Here is a 26,095-nt window from a genome sequence, read left to right on the forward strand (position 1 = left end):
AGTACAAAAGTGTAATGATTAACCTATGACTTGTGTCAATTAATCTTATGACAATATGTAACTAGAAAATATGATATGGAATAAATAACAATTGAATTAAGGCAATTGATTCGTGCAAGTACATGAATCAATCTTGTTTATAAAAATAATTCAATTGAGGTGGGCAAAAATGAATAAGAAAAGAATGATTGCAATGGTTAGTACAGCTTTATTAGTCACAGGATGCGCGGAAGTAGGAAACGCTCAAACTGTAGCAGTCGAAAATTCAGGTCAATCAGTCCAAAAAAATATAGTTAAATCAATACAATCACAGGCTAACCCATTAAAAACGATAGAGCCGTCAAAACCATTTGAAGATTTAAAACCACTTAAGAAAATGATTGGGAACGCGCAATATGTAGGATTAGGAGAGAATACTCATGGAAGCTCTGAAATTTTTACTATGAAGTTTCGCCTTGTGAAATATTTGGTTACTGAAATGGGTTTTACGAATTTTGCAATGGAAGAAGATTGGGGAAACGGCTTAAAACTAAATGAATATATCCAAACAGGAAAAGGAAACCCTAGGGAATTTTTAAAATTGTTATATCCTACTGATGAAATTATAGCCATGATTGAGTGGATGAAAGATTATAATGCTGATCCATCCAATAAAAAAAAGATCCAATTTATTGGGCTCGACTTAAAGGCGTTGGACCAAGGTAGCTTTAATAAAGTAATTGATTATGTAAGGCTGCATCGACCAGATTTGCTGGCAGAAGTAGAAGAAAATTATAAAGAATTGTCTTCTTTTACTGGAAGTATACAGGAATATATGAAACTTGCTCCTGAAAGGAAAGAGAAGTTTAAAGCAAACGCTGAGAGAGTAGCCCGATTACTAAAAGATGAGAATGAACAAGCCAACACAGAAATAATTCCATCCGAGTACATCTGGGCGAAAGCAACGGCAAGTGCAATAGAGAAATTTACCACAATGCTACTCCCTAACGACTATCCAAGTATAATAAAACTACATGAACAATACTTGGCCGATCATGCAATGTGGGCACAAGAGACATTTGGTGGTAAAACGATGGTATGGGCACACAATATTCATATAGCTAAAGGAATTATCGATGAGAAATTATACCCTTATGTTGCGGGGCAGTTTTTGAAGGAACGTTTAGACAATAATTATGTCACAATTGGTAGTACAACTACGGAGGGGAATTTTACCTTATACAGCGAATATGATCCTTCCACTGGAGGTAAGATTACAACCGACACTATTCCACAAGATGTAAAAAGTTTCAATTATACTCTCGGAAAAGTGCCATATAAAATGTTTTTATTGGATAACCGTCACCTTAAAGGACAAGCAGAAAAATGGGTTAAAGCAAAAAGACCATTACTAAGTATAGGGGGACAAATCCTCCCGAACAGTTCGGTGTATTTTGATACTTCATTGCTTGAGCAATTTGATATTATTTTTCATATTCGAAAAACAAGTCCATCTCATATTAAATAAAAGTACAAAGCAATCCCGTTCTTGCAGATGTAAGAACGGGATTGCTTTGTGGAGGAGTAATAAAGTGAAACTTTAATCAGCAGGTTTTTGTTCATCCCCCACTGATTATTAGCCTTCACCAATCGTGCGTTTACCGGCAGCCCGCCCCCCACCTAACGCTGAATTTTGAGGTGGGAGTCTTACTGCCCAGTAAATAGCGGGATAAAAGCATCTTTTTTAACCAGAAGTAAGCTGCTCTCCCCTTTTTAACATCATTTAGAACTGTCATATGACACTTTTACACTAGTGAGAATGACAAAAAAAGCAGTATGATTCGGTTATTACACAGATAGGAGCGATGAACTTTATGAAATCAAGATTCATCCATAATGGTTATTTTTTATTGCTAACTTTCGGTACAGGATTGTTTTATTTTTGTTTTTACCTAATAGCTCTGCTATTTAGTTTAACCCTTTCATTTACTGTTGTTGGGATTCCATTAATTATGCGCGTACTACAGACTACCACACCCTTTATCCAATTCGAGCGCATACAGACGAAAATTTATACAGATATTTCAACAGACTCTTACGATAGAAGTATAACAATGGATACATCGAACTGGTCTCAGGTGAAATTAGTGCTAACAGATCGTCGCACTTGGTGTGCTGTCTATTGGCTAATGCAGAAATTTACGATTGGCATTTTCAGTCTCATTAGTGCAATCATTTTTTACGTAATGCCACTTATGTTCCTGTTGGCACCACTACTGTATCGATACATCGATATGAATATTATATTTATACAAATAGATACTTTTGCCAAGTCACTCTTTGTAATGTTTATGGGTATAGTATTTACCGCCATAAGTATTAGAATAGTCGATGATTTGACAAAGAAAATTGGGGGCTATACACGTAGTATGATTCGGCAACTAAATCAATAGAAGTTTGCAGTCTGTGAGTAGTATCGTAGTTTTAAATTAAAAAGTATAATAAGGCAGGAAGGATTAAATTATTATATAGGAAGTAAAATGGTAGGCTATTTAGGGGGTAAAGGACTTGTTAGATATGGTTAAGTATTGGTTTTGGTATGATTGGATTATGTTAGGGGTACGCCTACTTGCTAGTGTGTCTATCATTCTAGCTACATTAAATTTTCAGGATGGTTTAACATTACCACTTTGGATTATTATTCTTTGGGAAATTATTGCCTTCTCTGTTCCATGGGTAGCCTTACTATTCAATTATAAATATTATTTGTTCACAGAAATACTGCTATATGGTGGACTATGTATATATTTAACCTTATTATTTCCAGAAGCTTACAACACATTTCTTATATCGGTGTTTCTAATTGCTGCGAATAGTAAGCATTTGTCCTATTATTGGACAGCTCCAATAACGGTTTTTATAACAACTGGAATTTTCTATGCGGTCTCGCCAAGTAATAGCTATTGGATTATGGTCACCTATTATGGATTCGCATATGTAATGGGCTTCGCTTTTCATTTATTAATCGTCAATCATAAACAAAATGAATCAATTCGTAAACAAAACGCAGTACTTGAGCAATATATGTCTCAGATTGAACGCATTACACTGGCGGAAGAACGAAACAGACTGTCGAGTGAGCTTCATGATACAGTTGGTCACGCTTATACTTCTATTATTATGGGGATGGAAACGTTGCGCACCGAACTTGCTACTGAAATGGGTATACAGAGGCTAGATTCTCTGCTTGAAATGGGACGTAAAAGCATCGAGGACGTGAGAGGTTACCTACATCAAATGGAGTCTCCTTGTCAATCGCCTTCCTTAATTCAATCTCTCCAAAATCTTGGAGCCGAATTTCAGGAGCACGCTCAGGTTAATGTAAGTTTTCGGGCATACGGAGAGGAATATGAATTGTCTCGGCAAGCGAAGATAGCGTTCATTCGTTGCTTACAAGAGTCCCTTACGAATGCAGTACGTCATGGTCAGGGAACTGAAATTATAGTTTCATTGCAGTTTGAACAACAATATACGAGATTAGAAGTTCAAGATAATGGAAAAGGAAATGTAGAATGGCAGGAAGGCTTCGGTCTGAATGCAATGAAAGAACGAGCAATGAATTTGCAAGGTCAATTGTCTGTATATACAAAGCCAGATGAAGGAATGCTTGTTACATGTACCATACCGCGACAAACTGAAATAAAAGATGGACTTATTCGTTTGTTAATTGTAGACGACCAGCCGTTTGTTCGGGAAAGTTTGAGGACACTACTCGATAGATATGAAGATTTAAATGTAGTCGGTTTGGCCGAGGATGGCAATGAAGCCATCGATTTGTGTGGGCGCCTTCAGCCTCATGTTATACTTATGGATTTAGATATGCAACACATGGATGGAGTCGAAGCAACCAAAAAGATTAAGCAACAATGGCCACATATCCGCATATTGATTTTTACCACTTTTCAGGATACCGAACAGGCGTTGGAATCGCTTCGCAACGGTGCGGATGGTTTTTTACTCAAATCTATTGAAACATTGGAGCTAGCTAATACGATCCGACTTATTCACAAAGGTGGGACACTGATTGATCAAGGAATGTCTCACAAAATATTTGAGAAATTTGATGAGCAAAAAGAGACACCACAATCAAAAGCAACCGCTTATGAGCTAACAGCTAGGGAGATAGAAATATTGCAGCTAGTAGCAAAGGGACTTCGATACACTACCATAGCATCAAGGTTATATTTATCGAATGGTACGGTCAGAAATTATGCTTCCACAGCTTATACAAAGCTGGGAGTCCGTAACAAAGAAGAAGCTGTTCAAAAGGCTCTAGAAATTGGAATTATTGAATAAGAAAAATGTTTTTTTGTTTCTCTACAGCAAGGTAAAATGTAGTTACAAGGTACAGTAGAAGATAAAGTGAAACTTTAATCAGTGGGGTTTGTTCATCCCCCACTGATTATGAGCCCTCACCAATCGTGCTGCCCGTTAATGCGGGATAAACAACATCATTACATTAATCTTTTTTAGGGAGTACAATTCCTTTAAATAATTGAACAGTAATCCAGTAATACATCGAGTAAATTACTACAAAAATAACAAGTGGTAACCAAATGCGAGAGTACGGATCGATTACAAGAGGGCTAAACATGTTCATACCAACTAATATATGAGTAATCCCTACAATTGCTGGGAATAAGAATATGAAGAATAACTCTTTATAAATCGATTTTGTTAATAACTCTCGGCGAACACCAATTTTATGAAGCATTTGATAACGTGTTACATCTTTTGATGCTCCCGACAGAACTTTAAACATTAAGCAGCTTGCCATCATTGCTAAAAATGCAATTCCAACGAAGAAACCCATAAACATTAGTCCGCTGGCAAAATCATGACTCATAATATATGTTTGATACTTACTATCCAATTCTTCCGCTTTCACATTTTTATATTTTGCTATCTGTAATTCATCAAGTTTTTTCCATTCTTTTATGTATGATCCAAAATCATCTGTTTTCCCCATAAACACAATACTTTCTTTCCCCTTCAATCCATTGTATATGTTATAATCTACAATTTTTATTTCATAATCAGGATATAAATAATTGGGCTGGATCGTTCTGAAAACCTGAATCCATTGTTTTGTGTCTGTCTCTCCTTCAGCCCGTTTTATTGAAAATGCACCAATTGGTATTTCCTCTGAAGCTTTCTCTATTTTCATACCTTGCAAGAAAGGGCGATTTTTCTCTACATCTTCTTTAAGATAATAAACATATCTATCATCAACTTTGTAATGATATTCAAGTTTTTCTTGAAATAAGATACTACCCAAAATTGTCTTTTCTTCCACTGTTGGATTATGAATGACTGAATCGTAAATTTGTATTTGATCTGTAATTTTTAGGATGTTGTTTTTAAATGCCATACCACAAGCAATTCCACCAGCACCAAGAGCCACTAAAATTGCTACTGTTGCAAGCACATTTGTTAGACTATTAATGCGGAAATTTAATTGTGCAAAAGTAAAAGCATTGAGGCCTTTTTCACTACGTTTTTTATTACTCTTTAGCTTGTTAATCATAACTGGAAGAAGTGATCCAAATATAAGGTAAGTACCAACAGTTGCTGAGATTAATCCAACAGCCATTAATCCCAAAACAATTAGCGAATTTGCATATGATATATAAATAAGTGATGCATAACCAATACCCAATAAAAGAATACCAAGGAATGCAACTACAACTGTCATTTTTCCTTTTATGGCAACACGTTCTGTTTGTTCATCAGCATGTACAAGTTGCAGTACAGAAATACGAGATAATTTAATACTATTCATAATTGCAGATAATACAAAGAGTGCAAAGAAGAAGATGCAAGTAATAGCTATAGATGGCAGATAAAATGCTTTATAACCTTCGCCAGCAAACTCGAGTTGTTTCATTAATAGCTGACCGATACCTTCTGCAAGTCCTACACCAATTGTAATTCCAATCAAAAGAGAGGTGGCACCTAATATGATTGTTTCAATGAACATAAGTAAGGTAACTTTATGCTTTTTTGCTCCTAACATCATATACATACCAAATTCTTTTTGACGAAGAGCTGATAAGAAAGAGTTTGCATATAAAATATAGAAAAATGTGATAATCGCTAACAAAACGGAACCAATTTTAAAGACAGCCACAATATCCCTAATAGAAGAGTTAGATTCAAGGAACGTTTTATTGGATGCTAGCGTTTGAAACATATAAAAAGTTGAAATAGAGACAATAAGACCAACAAGTAAAACAATGTAATCTTGCAACTTACTTTTTAGGCCTGACATAGAAAGCTTAAATAACATGATTGAACTTCCTTCCTTACGCTTTTTGTGTGCCTAAGTTTGCAAGCACATCTAAAATTTCTTTATAGAATTCTTCACGGGTACTACCGCGATGAATTTCTTTATATAACTCACCATCTTGAATGAATAAAATACGTTGACAGTAACTTGCGCTGTAAGGATCATGCGTAACCATCATAATGGATACACCTTGCTCTTTATTTAAGCTTGTCATGGCATTAAGTAAACTCGTTGCATTTTTAGAATCTAGAGCTCCAGTCGGCTCATCTCCCAAAATAATTGCTGGTTCATGAACTAACGCACGTGCTGCTGCGGAACGTTGCTTTTGTCCACCAGATACTTCAGAAGGATATTTTTGAAGTATCGCTGTAATGCCTAACATATCAGCTACTTTTTCTACTTTCTTTCCAATATTACGAGATGAAACACCTTGAAGTGAAAGTGGGAGTGCGATATTTTCATAGATAGATAAATTCTCCAATAAGTTAAAGTCTTGGAAAATGAATCCTAACTTTTGTGAACGAAAATCAGAAAGTTCCCCCTGCTTCATCCTCGTAATATCCGTTCCTGCAATTTCAACAACGCCGCCTGTCGCTTTATCTAACGTTGAAATTACATTTAATAATGTTGTTTTACCAGAACCAGAAGGCCCCATAATACCAACAAACTCTCCCTCTTGAATTGAGAATGATACACCTTTTAATGCGTGTGATTGATTCTCACCTTTTTTACCGTACAATTTTTGAATGTTTTTTACATCTACAACTGGCTTTATCATTTATATCCTCCTACATTTTTTTATTTCATTACAATAAGCTACTAAATTTGTTTACTACTAACAAAATAGACATGTTTCCTCCACACTTAAGCTACAATGAAATCTTTCCTTTTATCTTCTTTGCTCACCTCATCACTTTGAATACACCCATGATAAACTATGAAAATTAGGAAACACCCCGTAAAATCCTTAAGATTTCTTAAGTTTTAAAAAAAGCTTATGGAACCTGTAGTTCCATAAGCTTTCTATCTAATTGAATGTTCAACAATAAAAGACATCCAACCATCTTTATATTCTGCATGTATATTACCATGATGAAGTTCAACAATTCTTTTTGAAATAGCAAGTCCCAGTCCATTTCCCTGGTCATCTTTTCTTGCCTTGTCCCCCCTGAAAAACCTTTCAAACAATTTATTTGGATCGCTAACAGGCGGTTTCTCGACTTTATTTGATACTTTCAACATTGCCTTGTTACCTATTAGTTCAAGACATATAGATAATTCGGATGGTTTCATGCTGTACTTTATCGCATTCATAAAAAGATTTTCATAAACACGTACCATTTTTTCTACATCTATGAAGATAGGTATTGTTTCTTGCGTAATTGATTTTTGAACGATTAAACTTTCCTTTTCAAATATAGGTATGTATTCTCCAACTATTTGTTCCAACAAACCTGATAAATCAACTTCATTAAGGTTTAACTTAGCATCTATACCCGATAAACGAGTATACTCAAACAGCTCATCAATTAAATATTTCAGTCTCTGTGACTTTGAATACGTGGTTTCAAGGTATTCCTGTAATTGTATGTTACTGTTGTATTGCCCTCTTTTTAATAAATCTATATAGCCAATAATAGATGTTAAAGGTGTGCGTAAATCATGAGATACATTGGTGATAAGTTCATTTTTTGTACGTTCTAATTGTCTTTCTTGTTCAAATGTATTCTCCAATTCCTTGGACATATAGTTGATATTTTGAGCAAGTTGGGTCAATTCGTCCTTCCCCTTAATCCCAATTGTTAAACCCAGTTTTCCATTTGCAATATCATTCACATTTTCCGAAATGAGCTTCAAATATACTATTTTCTTTCGAACCAATAGCAAAAAGATTACTATAAAGTTTAAGATTGCGAACGTAAATAAGAACAACATTGCGAGTCTCACTTCAAACATGCCAAAATCTTCGTGTTTTATAAAAAATGGATCTATGACGTATTGCACAATGAGGATTGTTAAACCAAATGAAATAAAAAAACTAATTGCAACAGCACCAAGAAGTTTTATAATAATCTTATTTCTGAAACTAACATTCTTCATATTTTATACCCAATTCCCCAAACAGTTTTAATATAAATGGGATGTTTAGAATCTTCTTCAATTTTGTCTCTTATTTTTGTAATATGCACCATGACGGTATTATCTGATTTATAAAAAACCTCTTTCCAAACTGCTTCATATATTTTTGCTACACTCAGGACAATCCCTTTGTTACGGGCGAGTAGTTCGAGAATAGCAAACTCTTTTGGAGTTAACCTTGTTTCTTTTCCCCTTACCCATACTTGACGAGTATCTGTATTCACGGTTAAGTCACCAATTTCTAGAATACTTTTATTATGTTCTATGGACGTATTGTATTTTTTAAACCTTCTTAATTGGGATTTTACCCTAGCAATTAATTCTAGTGGGTTAAACGGTTTTGATAAATAATCGTCTGCACCAGAGGCTAGGCCCTGAATTTTGTCTATATCCTCAGATTTTGCAGATAGCATAATGATAGGCATATTGCGATCTTCCCTAATTTTCATACATGCTTCAATGCCATCCATATTCGGCATCATAATATCTAAAATAATCAAATCAAATTCCTTTTCTTCTAACAGTTGTAAAGCTTGTATAGCATCTTCTACCTTTTGAGTTTTTAGGCCTTCATTTTCCAGATATACAGAGATAAGATTTCTAATCTCTTTATCATCATCAACAATAAGAATTTTTGACTCCATATTATTCCTCCACATTAAATGCAATAAGTATCCAATAAAGCATATATTTGTTGTTACTTAGTTAATAAACTTAATAGAGATGGTTTCTATCTTCTTTCTTTACTTAAGACGATCTTTTGTAAAATACACAAAAAGACCGTCACAGTATTGTGACTAAAAAACAAGAAAATTTCAATAACTAATACTATTATTATTTATTTTTAGCTTTTAAGACACCCAGCGCTATTTTGGTTGCTTCTGCAATAAGCTTATCATCGTATTTAGCATCCTCTTTATCATGATTAGAAAGTATCGCAAGAACAATTGGCTTTTTATTTGGTGGCCAAATAATTGCGATATCATTTCTGGTTCCATAAGATCCTGATCCAGTCTTATCAGCTACTTCCCATCCTCCTGGAACTCCAGCACGAATTAAGTTGTCTCCCGTAGTATTCCTTTTCATCCAATCTATTAATAAATCCCGTTTCTCAGTTGAAAGTACATCTCCTAGCGCAAAAGCCTGAAGACTAGTAGCTAATGCCTTTGGGGTACTAGTATCATGTACGTCTCCTGGATGCACTTCGTTTAACTCTGGTTCAAAACGTTCAGGATTTGTAACGGTATCTCCTATTTCTCTCAGTGATTTTTTGAATTCACTAGGTCCACCTAATTGTTTAAGAATAAGATTTTGGGCAGTATTATCACTATATCGAAGGGAAGCATCTGCAAGCTCTTTCAGAGTCATACCCCTATCAACATACTTTTCTGTAATTGGATTGTAATTAACAAGATCTTCACGAGTATACAAAACTCTTTGATTTAGATCTTCTATTGATTTCTTTTGTAAAAGTACTCCCACAGCTAAAGCTTTGTGGGTAGATGCGTATGCAAACCGTTTATCTGATTGATACGTAACGGTTTGATTCGTATCAGTGTCCAATGCATAAATACCGAGTTTAGCATCAAATTCTTTTTCAAGTTTAGCAAAAGAATCATTACCAGTAGTTTCTTGTTTGGTTTGATTTGTTTGTTTAGGTAATTCAGACTGAGTATTGCCATCGGAACAGCCTATAAGCGTTGCACACGAAAGAAATACTACAGGTACCATCTTTTTGTAATGTAAAATGTTAAAAAACTTGTTTAAGACTATCATATATTTTCAACCTCTTTCAAGAATATATAGTTTTTCTAGGTGTTATACATATCGATACAATTAAAGAGTGTATCGGATATCACTCTTCTTGCATCTCACTTTTCATAAAATGATTGAACTATCATGAACACCTGTTTTATACGTATACTTAATAGACAACCTAAGTAACAAGTTTGTTCCATTTTTATCAGTAGTCGTATCTAGAAACCTAAAAGAGTCCATTTAGAAGATTTAAATGGACTCTTTCACTCATATAATACTATCTATTGTTAAACAAATAAGATTAAATACATTTAAATTTTCTTGTTTTATCTACTAAACTGTTTAGGCATTTCTTTAACGTGCTTATCATCATCACGCCAATCATAGGTTTCTTTCTGCGAAACATCTAAAGTTTGATCTCCAATTCTAACAATATTCTTATTTACCCATTCAATATATGGATCGGTATCTGGATAATTCCAATATATATTTTTCTCTGAATCTGTATCAAGGTTAACTAATTCACCCCTAACAGCATCCGCACTTAATGATCCTGCATTATGAAAATAAGTCTTGATGAGATATTTTCCATCTGGAGATTTCACTGTTCGAATTAATTCCCCTTTTGGAACACCTTGCAAACTAAAAAGTTTCCAATATCCAAATCCAATTATAATTACTAACATAGTAAGTATAGTTAGTAATACTTTTCTTTTTGTTTTTTTAATTTCACCTTTTGTATTTATAATACTCATTCAACTCCATTCCATAATATATCAAAAATAAAAATCCTCCGTTAATACGGGATAAACATGAAAATTCCCATTTAGGAAAACTTTAAAAAATCAGACTGTATACTTGAATTGCTCTCCGCAAGAGAATATACTAATAAAGCAGGCTATGACGTTCCTTCCTTCTAACTTCTTTGGCGAAATAGGGATGTTACTTTCCTGCTAAACACATAGGCTATGACAATTCTTCCTTCTTTGTAGAAATTTCAAATTGTTTTAGAGTTGTCAATTTCCTATGAAAATAATTAGACTATAAAACCTCTTTCTTCTTTGGTCCTGAATAAACTTTAGTTTATCAACCATTGATGTAGAGGTTTTCTTTTCTTAATTAACAAATTACCACTTAACACCTAAATGTTATACCCCTAATTTTTCACTAAAAAATAGCTTTATACCCTCAGTGCATTTCTCTACAATTAGTGTGTTTATGCATGTAAAAATAAAAATCTACCACTGAAAGGAGGACAGTCAGACTATTCCCCTCTTTTATAAGGAGTGAATAGCTGGCGTTCTCATGAAAAATTCTATTTACATAAGAAGAAGTTTGAAAGTAATTATAAAAAGAGAAGAAAATAAACTACCGAACATTTATTTAGCCACTGTTTTAAAAAACTTGGAAAGTTTAGGATTTACTTTTTCCGAGCCTTTAATAGAAGAGTTGCAAACACTTTCGGTTGATGCATTCACATCGTTTTACAAAGAGTTGGTAAAACATTTAAAAGAAATGGTTGGTGCACATATTCAGTTTACTCCTATGTATCCAAACTTTCCGCAACAAATGATGGATTTAAGTGACGCTGATTTATACATCAATGCCGTTATTCATTATGTGACGTTGTGCCTACCTGTATCAAAAGTAGAAGAACGACTTCCTCTTTTAGATAGCGTTGATTTGAAAGTTATTGACTTAGGAAGTGAAGAAGATTTTAATCAAATGATTTCTCAATTGATTCGTGCAAACAGCTCTATTTCCTCAACTGATAAGACAGATGTAGAATGGGCTATTACACACACTGAAGATGTTTCATGTTTTCTACCTAATGTAATTCCTCATAAGGAAAATATATCTTTTATAATTGGGGTTTTATTAATAAACAGAAAAATATCAGCCGATGCTGCTGCAAAGTATTTTAAAACAGCAACTGATGTTCTTCGCCTTGCAGTTGCTTTATCTGAAGGCGATGTGAGTTTAGCATCCTCCGTTCGATTCAAGAAGTTTAACCGAGCAGAAAGACGCTTCCTTTTAGGATTGTTAGAGCAATGCGGAAACATTACCGAAGATATGCTTCGATACAAAAAACGTTGGATTCGTTTAGGTGAAATTCTTCATCCAGCAGAATATCATACTCGTTTCCCAAAAACCCACCGAGCATTTGAGATGCTTCGCAACAACATTAAAGTTGAAACATTTAATGGAAAAATAGAAGCAGCTTTGTTGAATCGTGATATCATGACAGCGAAAAATCTTTTAAAAACTCGCCCGGGGGAATTTGCCAGACGCTTGGATCATTTAATCCGTTTATGTAGTGATACATCAACAGATGTTTTCAATATTCTCGAAGAGTTTCTAAGTATAATAGGAGACGTTTCTACTCCTGTATTACTTCAACTCACGGCTCATTTTAAGCATCGAAATGATAAAAATGAATTTCGCACCTTTTTTCCAAAGGGAAATGTAGCAAAAGCTATAGGTATTGAAAATACACTTCCATTTATCTCAGAGGATATTTGTTTAATGATTGTAAAAATGTGTGAAGATACTTTAAAAAATCGCTTCGCAGAACTTCCAAGTCTCGGAAAAGTATTTTTGGATGAACAGTTAAAAAATCACTTAGTTCCCTTCTCTCAACGTTCAGCCAGCAAAGCGCTTCGCACATTATCTCGAGGAAGTAAAGTAGATTTGCCAGAAGGAGATACGATTCGTTTTTTCCTATGGTGGAAAGAAGGCTATGTGAATGGACAACATACAGGACGTGTTGACATTGATTTGTCTGCTGCAATGTACGACGAAGATTGGCAATACAAAGAACATGTATCCTTCACGAACTTACGTTCAAAAAATTTCAAAGCCTACCATAGCGGAGATATTACTTCTGCACCAAAGGGGGCATCTGAATTCATTGATTTCGATATTCCGTCTGTGCTGAAATATGGTGGACGCTATGTAGTTATGACTTTGCTTTCTTACACAGACCAACCATATAAAGATTTACCAGAATGCTTTACTGGTTGGATGGTTCGTCAATATCCTGGTTCAGGTGAAATATTTGAACCTTCTACTGTTCAAGATAAAGTGGATATTACTGCCGACACCCAAATCTCTATTCCAGTTATTTTAGACTTAAAGGAACGAAAATTGATTTGGACAGATTTGTCTCTTACAAGAGATCTAACTTATGATAATACCATCGAAGCTAATCAAAAAGGTATGATACTAGTTGGAAAGGCTTTAACTAATTTAGTTAAACCGAATTTATATGACTTGTTCCGATTACATATTGAAGCTAGAGGTGAACTCGTTCAAGACATCGAAGAAGCAGAAACTATTTTCTCTTTGAATAAAGGGATTACTCCTTTCGATATCGAAAAAATAATATCTGATTTTATAGCTGACCCACAAGACTAACTACATTACAAACATTGATAATGTGTGGAAAATATCGATGTATAATGTCTATGTGAAACAGGACCTGATAGATGTATATCAGGTCCTGTTTTTTATTTAGTAGATACTAAATAATCTGGTTAATCACTATTCATCTAAATACACTATACTAATAAAGTGAAATTTATTCGAAAGAAGTTCATTAGTTAATATGTATCTAATTAAGAAACATTCATATACCAGCCCAAACATCTTTTCCATATCGCCCTTCATCTTGCACACGATCCAACCAATTTCTTGCTTCTTGTTCACTGACTTCATGAATTTCTTGATATGCTTGACAAAGGGTATCTTCTACATCCGGAGCCATTTTACTTCCATCACCACATATATAAAGATGAGCTCCATTATCTAATAACGAAATTAAATTGATTCTATCTTGTTTTATCAAATGCTGTACATATGTTTTTGGATGTCCCTCTAGACGAGAAAAAGCTGTGTGTAAAGAGATTAATCCATCTCTTTCATCATTTTCTAGTTCTGTACGATAGAGATAATCTTTTTCAGGATGACGACAACCAAAATATAGATGCGCTTGTCCTAAGTTCATACCTTTTTGCTTTTGAACACGACGCGCTTGCAAGAATCCACGGAATGGTGCAATTCCAGTACCTGGCCCAACCATAATAATTGGTGTTTCTGGATTTTTAGGTAATTCAAAGTTTGATTGTGGCGTTCGAATGAAACAGATAATCTCATCTTTATTATGACGCTGAGCTAAGTAATTAGAAGCGACTCCTTCATATGTCCCTTCCCCACTCCATGCAGGCGCATTAACAACACCGACCGTAATGCTCAGACGATTGTGTGCAACGAGTGGAGAGCTTGAAATAGAATAGTAACGCGGTTTGAGCGCAGGAAGAAGTTCTAAAAAGCGTTCAAATCGGATTTCACAAGCCTCATACTTTTCAAGAAGGTCCAACATTGAAATCCGTTTCTTTAATATTTGTTCATGGTAAACTCCTTCTTCTAATAATGCTTCCAATTCTTTTTTATGAGGAGGACATGCTGTGAATGTTACCATTTCTCGTATTTGTGCTCGAGTGGCAGCTTCTTGAACTTCAACACTATAACTAAGAAGGTCCAATAAACTAACAGGACTGTCTAAAGGTATGTGATTTATACTTCGTCCACTTGCACTCAGTATAACTTGATCCTTCCCATTTAATCCAAAACGTTTTAAAATTCGGTTGATATTTTTCTCGCTATTAACTGGCAACACTCCAAGGTGGTCTCCTTCTTTATATGTAGCGCCTTCTGGCAAAGATACCTCGATATGTCGTGTACTTCTATCACTGCTGGATGATTGAAGTTCACGATTTTCTAGTATAGATGCATAAACTGCTTCATATGTTCGTGCAAGAGGAGATCCTCCAAGACGACTGACAAATTGCAGACTCAAAGTACTGCGCTCTTTTTCCATATTTTTGTTGAGCTCCAATCCAAATGCCTTCATCGCATCAGACCACATGTTTTGTTTCCATTGCTCAAGCTGTTCCTCGAAATCACCACTTGCATCTGCTTCTCCGCGTTTAGAAAATCTTGTTGCTCCTTTTTGAGCCATCTGCTCATCAATGTATCTTGGAATCCGTTGATAGGTACTAGCCCAATTATGATCTCCACAACCAAAAACTGCGTATTGAACACCTTTTAGCTCATCTGGTTTTAGTTCCTCCAACCATTGCACAAACTGCCCTGCATTACTTGGCGGTTTTCCATTATAAGAAGAAGTCACAATAAGTACCGCTCCTTCTTTTGGCAAACTTCCAATTCGATCGTTAAGAGCTACCACTTCCGTTTGAACCCCTTCTAAACTAGCTGTATCTGCTAATTCTCTTGCAATACCTTCTGCTACACCTGTATCCGAGCCATACAGAACAAGAAGTGAAAGATTATCGGCCCCAATAATAGAAGGTGTCTTCTGGACGTGTTGCTTAATTTCATCGTTTTTCAGCTTGCCCTCTGTAGGTGCAAGAACAGTAGGATGACTAATAGTTTGTTTTCGGGGTAGAATCCTAATCTTAAAATCACCGGGCTTTAGCGTTAATGTTTGTTTTACGTCCAGCTGATAGTTTTGATAATCGATTAATTCAAAATGTTGAAGAAGCATTCCCATTACAAGAGTGGCTTCATGAAGTGCAAATTGCATACCGATACATGCTCTCTGGCCATTTCCAAATGGCTTATAAGCATGATGAGGAACCTTATCATGCTCTTCAAATCGTTCAGGTTGGAATTCTTCCACTTTGTCTCCCCATGCATCTTTATCCCTATGTAGCTGTGGAATAAGAACAGAAATACGATCTTTTCCTTTCTTAATTGGGTATTTCCCGCCAATCACTGTATCTTCTTTTGCATAGAGACTGAATGCTGGAGCGGTAGGCCATAGACGTAGCGATTCATTTAAAATCATCCGTATATACTTCAGTTTCATAACTTGTTCGTATGTTGGAGTAGGATCTGTCAAAACACGGTCTACTTCTTCATAGGCTTTTTTCAACTTATCCGGATTCTTTAATAAAAAGTAAATCGCAAAAGATAACAATCCACTTGTTGTCTCATGTCCAGCTATTAAAAAGGTAATAATTTGAAAACGAATATTTTCATCATCTAATTTTTCACCAGTTTCCGGATCCTTCACATTTAACATACGGGAAAGTAAATCATTTTCTTCCTGATCTCCACTACTTTTACGTTCAGCAATAATATTATCTACTAAAGAAAACATAGATTGAATATCATGCTGAAATTGACGTTTCGTTCTCCACATGAGTTTGTCTTCTATATCCAGCCTCTGTAATTGGTGCATCGCCTCATCTAGAGCACGGATCATGCTAGTAATAAAAGGATGAGGGGTCTCACGATAAAAGCTATTGAATCGGTAATTAAAACCACATAGACCAATTGTATCTAACGTAAGACGAGTCATATCCTCCGGAACATCTACGTTTTCATTCGGATTAAGCCGTGCCCATTTTTGAACGAGTTGTACAGCAATATCGACCATCATGGCATGGTAATCTTTCATTGCCCGTTGGCTGAATGTAGGCATCAAAATATTATGAGCTTTTTTCCAGTTAGGCTCGTGAGTCTCGCTAGTAAATAATCCGTCTCCAGCAAAGGCACGAACTTTTGCTAAAGCACCCTCTATACTTTTATCGAACCGTGTTTCGTCACAAACTTCTGCTACCAATTCATGTCCAGAAACGACAATGATGGTATCACTTAAAGTTTGAATTTGAAAAATGGGACCATACTCTTCCGCTATCTTGATAAAGGATAGGGTCGGTTTATCTTTATCGATTAATGGGAGATTACCCAGCGGTCCATATGTTTTCGGCTGAGGAATGGCAGATACTTTTTTTTCCATTAAAAACACCCTTTCAAAAAAGCATGAAATAAAGATATGTAATTGATTACCTTATTTTATCTTTTCCCTAACTATTCATGATTATGATATTGCGTATAAGCTTGGCAATTAAATTTATAACTTGTAGAAAAATACTAAATTAAAATGAAGCGAATAAATATAGTTGGAGCCTTTTAATGTTGGTATTAAAAGATAATCTAAACTTGTAATGTTTATGAGAAATTGCAAACGGATCTCATCTCTTGTATTTGTTTATAAAAACGATTATTTTGATTTATTTTCTTCTAAAACACCCCAAAATAGAGAAGTTGACGAGCTTAAGATTGTAGTATTTGAAAAATCAGTGGTTTAGTTAAACCAATACAATAAGCAATATACCGTGTTACTAATGAAAGAGGACCTGATATGAACATCAGGTCCTCTTTCACTATATAATTATGTCACTGCTTCTTTCAGTTCTTTTCCCATTTTAAATACCGGCGCCTTAGTAGCAAAAATTTGTATTTCTTTATAGTTTATCTAATCAGCAAACAACTTGTAGGAATCATTATCTAACGTTTTATTCTTCTCTACCGATTTAACTTCTCGACAGCTTCCGCACTTGTATCTACACGTTTAACGAAAAAAACTAATAGTAGTGCAACAACATTCATGCCAAGCGCTACATAAAATGAATATTGAATTCCAGATAATAAAGCCTTCTGAGTTACTATTGCCTTCGTAGTTTCTGTAAAGGTTGTTGGATCTATATGAGACATTAAACTTTCAGCTTTTGTTTTTGTTACAGAGTTCATAATCGTAACAAGAATAGCAGTACCAATCGAACCGGACACTTGTTGAGCCGTATTATTAACAGCTGTACCGTGCGGATTTAAGCGAGTTGGCAATTGATTAAGACCATTTGTCATAAGTGGCATCATAACCATCGCCATCCCAAACATCCGCAGTGTGTAGATAAGAATAATATGTGTGTGACTAGAGTCAATTTGCAGACTTGCCAACATATAAGTTGAAACAGCTGTAATGGAAAGCCCCACTATGCCAAGAATCCGAGGACCATATTTATCAAATAGTTTACCTGTAATTGGTGACATAATCCCCATTATAACCGCACCTGGAAGCATCATCAGCCCAGAGCTCAGCGGCGAAATACCACGGACGTTTTGTACATAAGCTGGTGTTAAAATCATACCCGAAAACATGGCCACCGCGTTAACAATTGCAATTACAGACGCAAGTGCAAACATTGGGTACTTGTAAACACGTAAATCCAATAACGGCTCATCCATTTTTAATTGACGAATAATGAAAGCAATTAGGGCAATAGCGCCTATGATTAAGGTTGTTAAGACAAATTTATTTGTCCAACCATCGGAGCTTGCAGAACTGAATCCATATAACAAACCGCCAAAACCGACAGAAGATAATAGTAATGAGAGATAATCAAGTTTTGCATTTTTGTTTTGTTTCATGACATTCTCAGATTTCCAAATCCCTAACAGTAAGCTAATGATTGCTAACGGTAAAATCATTTCAAACAGCAAACGCCAGTCATAATACTCTACAATATAACCTGATAGTGTCGGTCCAATTGCTGGAGCTGTAATCATAACTAGTCCAAAAATCCCCATTGCTGTTCCCCTTTTTTCTCTCGGAAAGCTTACTAGCATAATATTCATTAACAAAGGCCCCATAACTGAAGAGCCTGCCGCTTGAACCATCCGACCAGTAAGTAATAAACCAAAGTTCGGTGCTACAGCCGCTAAGGCAGTACCAAGAATAAAAATCACCATAGATGTAATAAATAGGCTCCTATTTGAAAAACGCGTTATTAAAAATGCTGATGCCGGAATTAATATACCACTTACAAGCATATACCCTGTAGAAAGCCACTGGATCGTTGAATAATCTTGAATGTTTAAATCTTTCATTATTGATGGCAAGGCTACATTTAAAAGGGAGTTATTTAGAAATGAAACAAATGCCCCAATAAAAAGGATTACAAGCATTAAATATGGTGGTTTTCTTTTATGTAATGTTTCACTCATATATTTAATTGCCCCTTCATTATAAATTTCATTGATTCATTTAAATCGTTTACATATTTGCACAAGAAAACATTACCCTTGCAGTATTTTGCCAAACTCTTCGAATGGATATTCTCTTTTTAGCAATTCCACTTGCCCAACATAACATTTTAAAATCTTTTTCTTGATGAAACCTTTATAAAAACGTTTGTTAACGGAATTTAAATTAGGCTGAAATACACAAAATAAGCAACTGAAAATCCCCTTCTAAAATAAAGTGAAACTTTAAATCAATGGGAATTTTACAGGCAGCGAGAAAAATCAAAAAGACCACGCACCCATTCCTTTAAATACAGGCTTGTAGATCTAGTTATGTAACCATCCATAAAAAGGAATATTACATAGGCTAAGTCTAACATTACATTTTTAAAGTGAGGAGAATAAGCGTATGGACCAATATTGGTATTTGAATTCTAAGGGAAACGGGGAACAATATACTAACCAAATTTCATTATATTCACAGCCCGAAATAACTAAATCTGAGGTAATGAATGATTTGAAGATTCCTGAGAATTGGAGTTATCGAGTCTATCCAGTTAGTTGGGATTCATCAGCCAATTATACGGGATTCAATCCCCAACCCCCTCCCTTCTCTTGGGGGCAGCAGCCAATCAATTATGCAGGGATAATACCACAAGGTCACCCTACTAATTGGACTCCATTACCAAGTCATGCAGGTTTTAATTTTCAAAAACCTCCCTTCCCCTGGGCCCAACCATTCAATCATACAGGGATGTTCGCACAAGGTCAGCTTGCCGCTTTACTATCGCCGCCAGCCAAGCCTTTTCATTTCAATACCAATAACTCGGGTGTTTTTGGAAACCCTCCAGGATGGGATGGTCCGTGGGCCCCAATAGGATGGGGAAATAACGGAGGTAACGGTCAGCTAGGACTGCTTGGAAACTTACTTACAGCAGGAAAAGGCACCATGAGTGGAATAGGAATGATCAGTAGTTTAATCGGGATGGGGAAGTTCTTCTTTTAGTTAATTAGAACAGGAGAATGTGGCTGTAGCTTTAATCAGCCACATTTAAGGACAGTAATCTCCCGCCTAACTTCCTAGCATAGCATTCGCGGAAATTTTAGGTGGATATGTATTGTTACAAGTTACTGTTTTACTTTGAGTACTCCTTTACTTTCTTATCAAGTGCCTTACTATAAGCATCTTTGTTTTCCTGTGATAACTCATAAACTGCTTTTTTCCAATGCTCTCCGTCTACACCTGATAAAAATTCAGTACCTTTCATTGCAGCTTCTTGAATCTTCTGTTTATCTTCTTTACCAGCATCCTTAATTAACTTCGTTGCTTTTCTTGCCTCTGTTACCCCTTCTTGTATGGATTTGTGAATGTCTTTGTATGTATCAGGTACTTTTATGTGTTCCATATTATCTAAAATTTTATCTATCTCGTTTGATGTTTTTAAAACAGCTTTTGCTTTTTCTTTATCCTTTAAGGATTCTCCTAAGTTTAGTAATAGTTCATCCTTCTTAAATTGGAACTCTACCACTTGCTCACATATGTAGTACGGATACTGTTGTTCGGAAAGTATTGTTATTGCTTTACTAGTTTGCTCAGTCTTATGAGTAGAATCTTTATCTCCTACCTCGCATCCGACTAACAGCATAAATGGAACTGCTAACGTTACTAGTTTCTTTGCTCTCATTATGTATTCTCCTTGTGGAAAGTATTGTAATTAATTAACATATCAAACTATAACATACATTACATTATGGTTCACTTCCATTACGCTTTTAAAATGTAAAATAAGAATACACCCCATAAGCCACAAATAAGATTAATAGAATAGAAATGCCGAGTACCGTATATATAATCCATTTTAAATTTGAATTCATATCATCCTCCTACCTCTCAATAATTCCAGTATATAACAAAAAAGCATTGGATACCCAATGCTTTTTACACTTACGCAAATAAAGAAGTATTCGCATATAAAGCTGGTGAACCACCTGAATGTACGAATAAAATATTGTCTTCCTTATTAAAATTACCTTTTCTAATTAAGTCGATTAATCCCGCTACTGCCTTACCTGTATACACTGGATCAAGTAAAATACCTTCTGTTTTCGCAAGTAACTGAACTGCCTCTACCATTTCCGGCGTTGGTAACGCATAGCCTGGTCCTACATATTCATCAAAGCACGTAACAGCGTCGCGCGAGATAAAGTTTGGAATACCAACATGTGCTGAAGTTTCATCTACAAGTTTTGCTACTTTCTCTTCTTGCTCAGCTTTTCCTCTACTTACATTAATCCCGATTACAGGAATATGGCTTTGTGTTCCAGAAAAACCAGTAATTAAACCAGCATGCATACCGCCGCTACCACTTACACAAACAACTGAACTGAAATCAATTCCTTGCTCAAATGATTGCGCCATAATTTCTTGCGCACAAGCAACGTATCCCATAGCGCCTGTAGGGTTTGATCCACCAACTGGAATTACATATGGTGTATTTCCTTTTTCACTTACTTCTTTTGCTACTTTATGCATTTCTTCCATCAGGTCTGCTCCGTTCGGTACAACAATGACGTTTTCAGCACCTAATAAGTGATATAAGAAATAGTTTCCGTTAAAGTCTCTCTTCTCTTCTGGCTCAAGCCCTTCCTCTAATACAAGAATACATTTCATGTTTTCTTTTACCGCAGCAGCAAGTGTCAGGCGGCAATGATTTGACTGAATACCACCAGCTGTAATTAACGTATCTGCACCATTTTCCTGTGCATCTGCAACTAGAAATTCTAACTTTCTCGTCTTATTGCCACCGGCTGTTAAACCAAGTAAATCATCTCGTTTAAAATAAATAGTCGGACCACCAAGTGCTTCAGAAAAGTTGTTTAACTTTTCAATTGGTGTATATGATTCTGTATATTTTTTCCTCGGGAATTTAGCTAAATTCATTGTAACGCTCCTTTTGTACTTCTTTCACAATATATGTAACGTTACTATTATTACACGTAAAAATGGTGAAGTCATCTTTCTCGGTTAAAAATGTATTAGAATTTCATTTTGATAAGTAAAACCGTATTAATGCTTTTAACTTAATTATGGTACATGAAATTTATATCAACGATTTTTTAAATATATCGTTCATTACTTACAATATATCAACGATTTTTCAAATATATCGATCGTAACTTGCAGTATATCAACGATTTTCTTAATATATCAATCTATCGACAAAAAACGACAGACAGGCAACCCCTTTCTCATCAACAAAAAAGAGCCCACACATTCAAATGCAGACTCCCTCCAATCACTTATTTACCGAAAAACGAAGTAACTGCGTTAATCCCGGCTCTAAATTCATTTCACCTTTGTGGCGTACGTATACGACTTTATCTCCATCAAATTTCGGAGGATTTGCTTTACTATACGTATGCCACTCATTCGTTCCTTCTATAGTGTACTCCATATATTCAGTTGCACCGACAATTATATTTTTACTATCATCTGCCGTTACATTTGGTGCCATCTGCGCAATTTTTGAATCACTAATTAATAACTTCTTTATATCCTTATCACGTTTGTAATCGTAAGCTGTCACAATTACATCGTTACCATATGCTTTCACTTGTAACCCTTGTTTAAATGAATAGCCATCTGGAGCAGTTTTCTCTCCTCCATTTGGTCCTGCTGACATCCAGCCTGTTTCAATCCCGCCCGTATTTACAACAGTGAAACCTTTTTCATCTCCGCCTTTAATTTTCTTTTTACCAGCCCAGTCAGGTAAGTTTAAATCCCAATGCGTATGACTCGTAAAGAAAACAACTTGCGGATAGTCTTTTAATATATCGTACAATTTATCCACGTTTAAATAATCTTGTAAATATGGTGATTGTCTTGATCCAGATACTGTATCAGGTAAAACGTGATGAGAGAAAATAAAGATTGGCTTATTTTTATCTTTTTGACTGTACTCTTCTAAATTTTGTTTTAACCAACCTAATTGCTCATCACTCATATATACTTCGTCCCACATTTTTGAATCGTGGTATTTCATATATTTTTCCGTTCCTAAAAATAGAAACGGATAACCGTCTAATTCTTTTTTATGATATACCTTTTCTTGTCCACTAAATTTCAGATATCGGTTAAATAAAGTTTCCTCATTTACACCATTTGGCCATGTACTTTGAGAGAGTTTTCCATCAGCTGTCCATTTACCAGCATAAAACTCATGATTCCCAACAGTAGACCATACATTTTCCGGATACTTATTTTTATTTAACACACGCTTTACATCATCATATTGTGACTGTTGTCCAGTCGGCGTTATATCCCCATTCATAATAAGCGCTCTAGAAAGTGGCGTCACTTTGTTCATATCTTTTAGCACATGATCAAAATCCCCTAAATCCCCTTGAATATCACTAATAACATTAAAAGTTGTAGCTGATTTTCGGGCTTGCTCTTTCCCTTCCGCATGCACTGAAAACGTCGGTAATAATGCCACCATAACTGCTAACGAAGCAACTGTCTTTTTCATACAAATTCTCCCCCTAATAATAGAATGTACAAACTGACATGTTCTGCTTTCTCTTAGGTGCTTGTCCAATTCACATTATAAGGAGGGATTGTAAAGATAGATGGAATAAAAAATTAAGTGTTTTTTAAGAGATTTTGTCTTTTTTACACGCCCCATTTAACAATTAACACTAATTTTTCTATTAACCTACTAATATTAACTGAATGTAAATTTATACGATAAATCACTTCGTTTAATATGTTGTGTTTTAATTTCCTTTACACAATTTCAATAAAGTACTTTACCATTTTAATTTCTCTTCATTAATCCTCAATTTCTATTCCAGCTTGTTTTAATGGTTCTAATACTTTCGGGTAACACATTGAAATATATTCCACTGTTTTTAAATTTTTTAGATTTTGAAATCCTTCAACAGATATTACATCAAATAAACTGTCTTCACCGTCCCAATCAGGCTTTAAAATATGATAAATTTCATTCCCACCATCAAAGCAAAGGGATTCAATCTTTTCCAAATCACTTGTTTCCAAAATTAACTCTTCTAAAAAAGCTCTAATTTCAACAATCGGGCCAGCTTCTGCATACCATTCAAAATTATTCGTATACTTATCTATTAAGTCTTTTAATTCTTTTAAAAATAATGGCTCTTTATCTAATAAAGCTTCAATTACTACTAATTTAAAATTAAAATCCTGAAACATCTCACTCTTTCCCATTTTAAATTCCTCCTATATTACTCCTGTCCTAGAGTTTTAATCTCCTTTACACAACTTCCAAAAAGCACTTTACCTTTTTAAATTCAAAAATAGGCAGTGTTTCCAACAATCGTTCTTTATTCGTTTTTGAAGATGATAAAATATATTTCATATACATTCGCCACTTAGATATAGAAATTACGGTATCAAGAAACTTAGTTTCACCAGAATTTGTATGTACAGTGATTAGATACTTTTCCACAATTCTTACTCCTTCAATTTAATCATCTTATTAATAATATTCAAATAAAGAGATTATAAGGTTTTCGAATCCTAGATTACATTACATTTCTCCTTTTAAAGAGTAAAATACCAATTTTTCATTAATTAGTACGATTGAATTCTTCTATATTTAAATATAATAAACTTTTCCTCGTTTTTCATATAAAAAATAACATTGCCTAAGAACTGCTCTTTAGCATTTAATGCATTTAATGCCACATCTGACCTATTGCTATTATTAAATATATAATCGTTTAATAGTTTTGGTAAATAAAATGTAAACTCTTGATCATTTCCTTCTATTAATCTAATACGCCATAAATTTTGATTTTGATTCTGCCAATATATATTGACATGAAACGTCGACTTTCGAGATTCTTTTATAAAATATCTAAAATCCTGCGGAAAATCAGGCTTCAATAAGATTGAAAACGGTGAATTAATAGAAGCCAAATATAAATCCCCGTAATCCATTAATCCAGACCAAAATGGATTTAAAGCATTTCTTAGGGGGCTAATATTATATATCAAATCTTCTGGATAGACAGCAAACAATTCAGAGCGAATAAACTCCCTAACATCAGCTAATGAATATGATCCATGTTCCAGTAATTCTCTTAATTCATGAGCAGCTAAATCTATCCCCTCCAATAAATCTCGATATTCATTTCCGCTTAAATCAATTAGCGTAATCTTATAAGCAACCGCTAATTTAATAGCATTTTCTGAGAATCCACTCGTAGAAAAAATGGCATATTGGTAATTATATCGTTGAACTAGCAATTCATCTCCACTTAAATCAATAGTTTGATAATTTGCATTTAAATCTGTTAATATGCCTACTCCTGACCTGACAACATCAATACCTGTTCTACTATTTCTAAATTTCGCCTCCAAGAATAGTCTTATTGGATAATTAAATGGAACAGCAATAGGAAATTGCCCTAGCACATCTGCTTGATGTGTTCCACCACGCCCTTTAATATTCAATCCATTTCCCTGTGAAACAAATTCTGGGTATAATTCTGGATTATCTAAAACATCTTTTGTAATCAAAGCATATCCGGAATTCTCCAATAACTTTGCCAATGCTTCTTCTAATAAAAATCCTTTTAATGCCGAAATCGAGATTACCATAAGTAAATCCTCCATCAAATAATTAAATTTAAAACAAATATATAAAACGTGGACTATTTAATTCGTTTATTAGAGTTAAACAGTCCATGTTTTATATTTACACAACCTACATATTTTGGATAAAATAGAACTTATTATATCTTATTTTCAATTCCAGTGGTTGTATTAGATCCAATCTAAATAATCAATATTCAGCTAAAATTCAAAAAGAGTCAGTTTATACACAAAATAAATTATTAAAAAAAGGTAATTTAAATACTAGATAACATCACTTATAAATAAAGGAAAAGCCCTTTCTAAGACTATCCTCTTTATTTAATACAGTCTAAGGTTCA

At 34.7% G+C, this 26,095-nt stretch carries 18 protein-coding genes; 5 read left to right on the top strand and 13 right to left on the bottom strand.

The genetic code is table 11. From position 1 onward, the window contains the following. The first annotated feature begins 169 nt into the window (after window positions 1–169). From ACTL4X_RS15815 to ACTL4X_RS15825, 3 genes are all read left to right on the top strand, one after another. A complete protein-coding gene (locus ACTL4X_RS15815) occupies window positions 170–1,507 on the top strand; it encodes an erythromycin esterase family protein (RefSeq protein WP_001036230.1) in 1,338 nt (445 codons plus the stop codon). Between the two features lie 346 nt (window positions 1,508–1,853). Continuing rightward, window positions 1,854–2,432 carry a sensor domain-containing protein gene (locus ACTL4X_RS15820; protein ID WP_000842189.1) on the top strand — a complete coding sequence of 193 codons (579 nt, stop codon included), beginning with the start codon at window positions 1,854–1,856 and terminating at the stop codon, window positions 2,430–2,432. Window positions 2,433–2,547: 115 nt separating this feature from the next. Further along, a complete protein-coding gene (locus ACTL4X_RS15825; RefSeq protein ID WP_071740810.1) occupies window positions 2,548–4,335 on the top strand; it encodes a helix-turn-helix transcriptional regulator in 1,788 nt (595 codons plus the stop codon). A 163-nt stretch (window positions 4,336–4,498) separates the two neighbouring features. Here the strand turns inward: ACTL4X_RS15825 and ACTL4X_RS15830 are convergent, their stop codons facing one another. The 6 genes from ACTL4X_RS15830 to ACTL4X_RS15855 all read right to left on the bottom strand — a co-directional run bounded on the left by ACTL4X_RS15830 (window position 4,499) and on the right by ACTL4X_RS15855 (window position 10,980). Next, the gene (locus ACTL4X_RS15830; protein ID WP_441394920.1) at window positions 4,499–6,328 is read right to left on the bottom strand and encodes an FtsX-like permease family protein; all 1,830 of its coding nucleotides are present in this window, start codon (window positions 6,326–6,328) and stop codon (window positions 4,499–4,501) included. 16 nt (window positions 6,329–6,344) lie between these two features. Further along, the gene (locus ACTL4X_RS15835) at window positions 6,345–7,106 is read right to left on the bottom strand and encodes an ABC transporter ATP-binding protein (RefSeq protein WP_000595170.1); all 762 of its coding nucleotides are present in this window, start codon (window positions 7,104–7,106) and stop codon (window positions 6,345–6,347) included. Between the two features lie 245 nt (window positions 7,107–7,351). Continuing rightward, window positions 7,352–8,428, bottom strand: a complete 1,077-nt coding sequence (locus ACTL4X_RS15840; protein ID WP_000800285.1) for a HAMP domain-containing sensor histidine kinase — start codon at window positions 8,426–8,428, stop codon at window positions 7,352–7,354. Further along, complete coding sequence (locus ACTL4X_RS15845; protein ID WP_000444089.1) at window positions 8,425–9,111, bottom strand: response regulator transcription factor; 687 nt, start codon at window positions 9,109–9,111, stop codon at window positions 8,425–8,427. The genes ACTL4X_RS15840 and ACTL4X_RS15845 overlap by 4 nt, the downstream gene beginning before the upstream one ends. A gap of 190 nt (window positions 9,112–9,301) precedes the next feature. Beyond that, window positions 9,302–10,243, bottom strand: a complete 942-nt coding sequence (bla, locus tag ACTL4X_RS15850) for a class A beta-lactamase (protein ID WP_000636463.1) — start codon at window positions 10,241–10,243, stop codon at window positions 9,302–9,304. A gap of 308 nt (window positions 10,244–10,551) precedes the next feature. After that, entirely contained in the window at window positions 10,552–10,980 is a 429-nt protein-coding gene (locus ACTL4X_RS15855; RefSeq protein ID WP_000022543.1) for a DUF5412 domain-containing protein, read from the bottom strand. Between the two features lie 550 nt (window positions 10,981–11,530). On the opposite strand from ACTL4X_RS15855, the gene ACTL4X_RS15860 reads away from it, so the two are divergent. Then, window positions 11,531–13,642 (top strand): TerD family protein, encoded by a 2,112-nt coding sequence (locus ACTL4X_RS15860; RefSeq protein ID WP_137396889.1) that lies wholly within the window; start codon window positions 11,531–11,533, stop codon window positions 13,640–13,642. A 211-nt stretch (window positions 13,643–13,853) separates the two neighbouring features. Here the strand turns inward: ACTL4X_RS15860 and cypD are convergent, their stop codons facing one another. Together cypD and ACTL4X_RS15870 are read right to left on the bottom strand one after the other, a co-directional pair. Then, window positions 13,854–17,051: a bifunctional P-450/NADPH--P450 reductase gene (cypD, locus tag ACTL4X_RS15865; protein ID WP_441394921.1), complete on the bottom strand. Its 3,198-nt coding sequence runs from the start codon at window positions 17,049–17,051 to the stop codon at window positions 13,854–13,856. Between the two features lie 569 nt (window positions 17,052–17,620). Beyond that, window positions 17,621–19,099 carry a DHA2 family efflux MFS transporter permease subunit gene (locus ACTL4X_RS15870; protein WP_000005108.1) on the bottom strand — a complete coding sequence of 493 codons (1,479 nt, stop codon included), beginning with the start codon at window positions 19,097–19,099 and terminating at the stop codon, window positions 17,621–17,623. 427 nt (window positions 19,100–19,526) lie between these two features. Between ACTL4X_RS15870 and ACTL4X_RS15875 the strand changes: the two genes are divergently transcribed. After that, a complete protein-coding gene (locus tag ACTL4X_RS15875) occupies window positions 19,527–20,123 on the top strand; it encodes a hypothetical protein (RefSeq protein ID WP_086400859.1) in 597 nt (198 codons plus the stop codon). Window positions 20,124–20,253: 130 nt separating this feature from the next. On the opposite strand, the gene ACTL4X_RS15880 is transcribed toward ACTL4X_RS15875, so the two are convergent. The 5 genes from ACTL4X_RS15880 to ACTL4X_RS15900 form a co-directional block, all read right to left on the bottom strand. After that, complete coding sequence (locus ACTL4X_RS15880; protein ID WP_001201796.1) at window positions 20,254–20,802, bottom strand: hypothetical protein; 549 nt, start codon at window positions 20,800–20,802, stop codon at window positions 20,254–20,256. A 260-nt stretch (window positions 20,803–21,062) separates the two neighbouring features. Then, the gene (locus ACTL4X_RS15885) at window positions 21,063–22,058 is read right to left on the bottom strand and encodes a D-cysteine desulfhydrase (protein ID WP_071740811.1); all 996 of its coding nucleotides are present in this window, start codon (window positions 22,056–22,058) and stop codon (window positions 21,063–21,065) included. Window positions 22,059–22,413: 355 nt separating this feature from the next. After that, window positions 22,414–23,646, bottom strand: a complete 1,233-nt coding sequence (locus tag ACTL4X_RS15890; RefSeq protein WP_000754318.1) for a DUF4073 domain-containing protein — start codon at window positions 23,644–23,646, stop codon at window positions 22,414–22,416. A gap of 302 nt (window positions 23,647–23,948) precedes the next feature. Next, on the bottom strand, window positions 23,949–24,362 hold the full coding sequence (locus tag ACTL4X_RS15895; RefSeq protein WP_151639876.1) for a DUF6892 domain-containing protein: 414 nt from the start codon (window positions 24,360–24,362) through the stop codon (window positions 23,949–23,951). A 366-nt stretch (window positions 24,363–24,728) separates the two neighbouring features. Further along, a complete protein-coding gene (locus ACTL4X_RS15900; protein ID WP_134995546.1) occupies window positions 24,729–25,760 on the bottom strand; it encodes a hypothetical protein in 1,032 nt (343 codons plus the stop codon). Between the last annotated feature and the right edge of the window lie 335 nt (window positions 25,761–26,095).

The sequence above is a fragment of the Bacillus sp. RE35 genome (assembly GCF_052146655.1).
GTDB classification, from domain to species: domain Bacteria; phylum Bacillota; class Bacilli; order Bacillales; family Bacillaceae_G; genus Bacillus_A; species Bacillus_A cereus.

Excerpts from the sequence above, each read along its gene's own strand:
- ACTL4X_RS15830 (WP_441394920.1), bottom strand. The coding sequence starts at position 6,328 with ATGTTATTTAAGCTTTCTATGTCAGGCCTAAAAAGTAAGTTGCAAGAT.
- ACTL4X_RS15885 (WP_071740811.1), bottom strand. The coding sequence starts at position 22,058 with ATGAATTTAGCTAAATTCCCGAGGAAAAAATATACAGAATCATATACA.
- ACTL4X_RS15890 (WP_000754318.1), bottom strand. The coding sequence starts at position 23,646 with ATGAAAAAGACAGTTGCTTCGTTAGCAGTTATGGTGGCATTATTACCG.
- ACTL4X_RS15840 (WP_000800285.1), bottom strand. The coding sequence starts at position 8,428 with ATGAAGAATGTTAGTTTCAGAAATAAGATTATTATAAAACTTCTTGGT.
- ACTL4X_RS15855 (WP_000022543.1), bottom strand. The coding sequence starts at position 10,980 with ATGAGTATTATAAATACAAAAGGTGAAATTAAAAAAACAAAAAGAAAA.
- ACTL4X_RS15875 (WP_086400859.1), top strand. The coding sequence starts at position 19,527 with ATGGACCAATATTGGTATTTGAATTCTAAGGGAAACGGGGAACAATAT.
- ACTL4X_RS15900 (WP_134995546.1), bottom strand. The coding sequence starts at position 25,760 with ATGGTAATCTCGATTTCGGCATTAAAAGGATTTTTATTAGAAGAAGCA.
- ACTL4X_RS15880 (WP_001201796.1), bottom strand. The coding sequence starts at position 20,802 with ATGAGAGCAAAGAAACTAGTAACGTTAGCAGTTCCATTTATGCTGTTA.
- ACTL4X_RS15860 (WP_137396889.1), top strand. The coding sequence starts at position 11,531 with ATGAAAAATTCTATTTACATAAGAAGAAGTTTGAAAGTAATTATAAAA.
- ACTL4X_RS15895 (WP_151639876.1), bottom strand. The coding sequence starts at position 24,362 with ATGGGAAAGAGTGAGATGTTTCAGGATTTTAATTTTAAATTAGTAGTA.
- ACTL4X_RS15815 (WP_001036230.1), top strand. The coding sequence starts at position 170 with ATGAATAAGAAAAGAATGATTGCAATGGTTAGTACAGCTTTATTAGTC.
- ACTL4X_RS15870 (WP_000005108.1), bottom strand. The coding sequence starts at position 19,099 with ATGAGTGAAACATTACATAAAAGAAAACCACCATATTTAATGCTTGTA.
- ACTL4X_RS15835 (WP_000595170.1), bottom strand. The coding sequence starts at position 7,106 with ATGATAAAGCCAGTTGTAGATGTAAAAAACATTCAAAAATTGTACGGT.
- bla (WP_000636463.1), bottom strand. The coding sequence starts at position 10,243 with ATGATAGTCTTAAACAAGTTTTTTAACATTTTACATTACAAAAAGATG.
- cypD (WP_441394921.1), bottom strand. The coding sequence starts at position 17,051 with ATGGAAAAAAAAGTATCTGCCATTCCTCAGCCGAAAACATATGGACCG.
- ACTL4X_RS15820 (WP_000842189.1), top strand. The coding sequence starts at position 1,854 with ATGAAATCAAGATTCATCCATAATGGTTATTTTTTATTGCTAACTTTC.
- ACTL4X_RS15845 (WP_000444089.1), bottom strand. The coding sequence starts at position 9,111 with ATGGAGTCAAAAATTCTTATTGTTGATGATGATAAAGAGATTAGAAAT.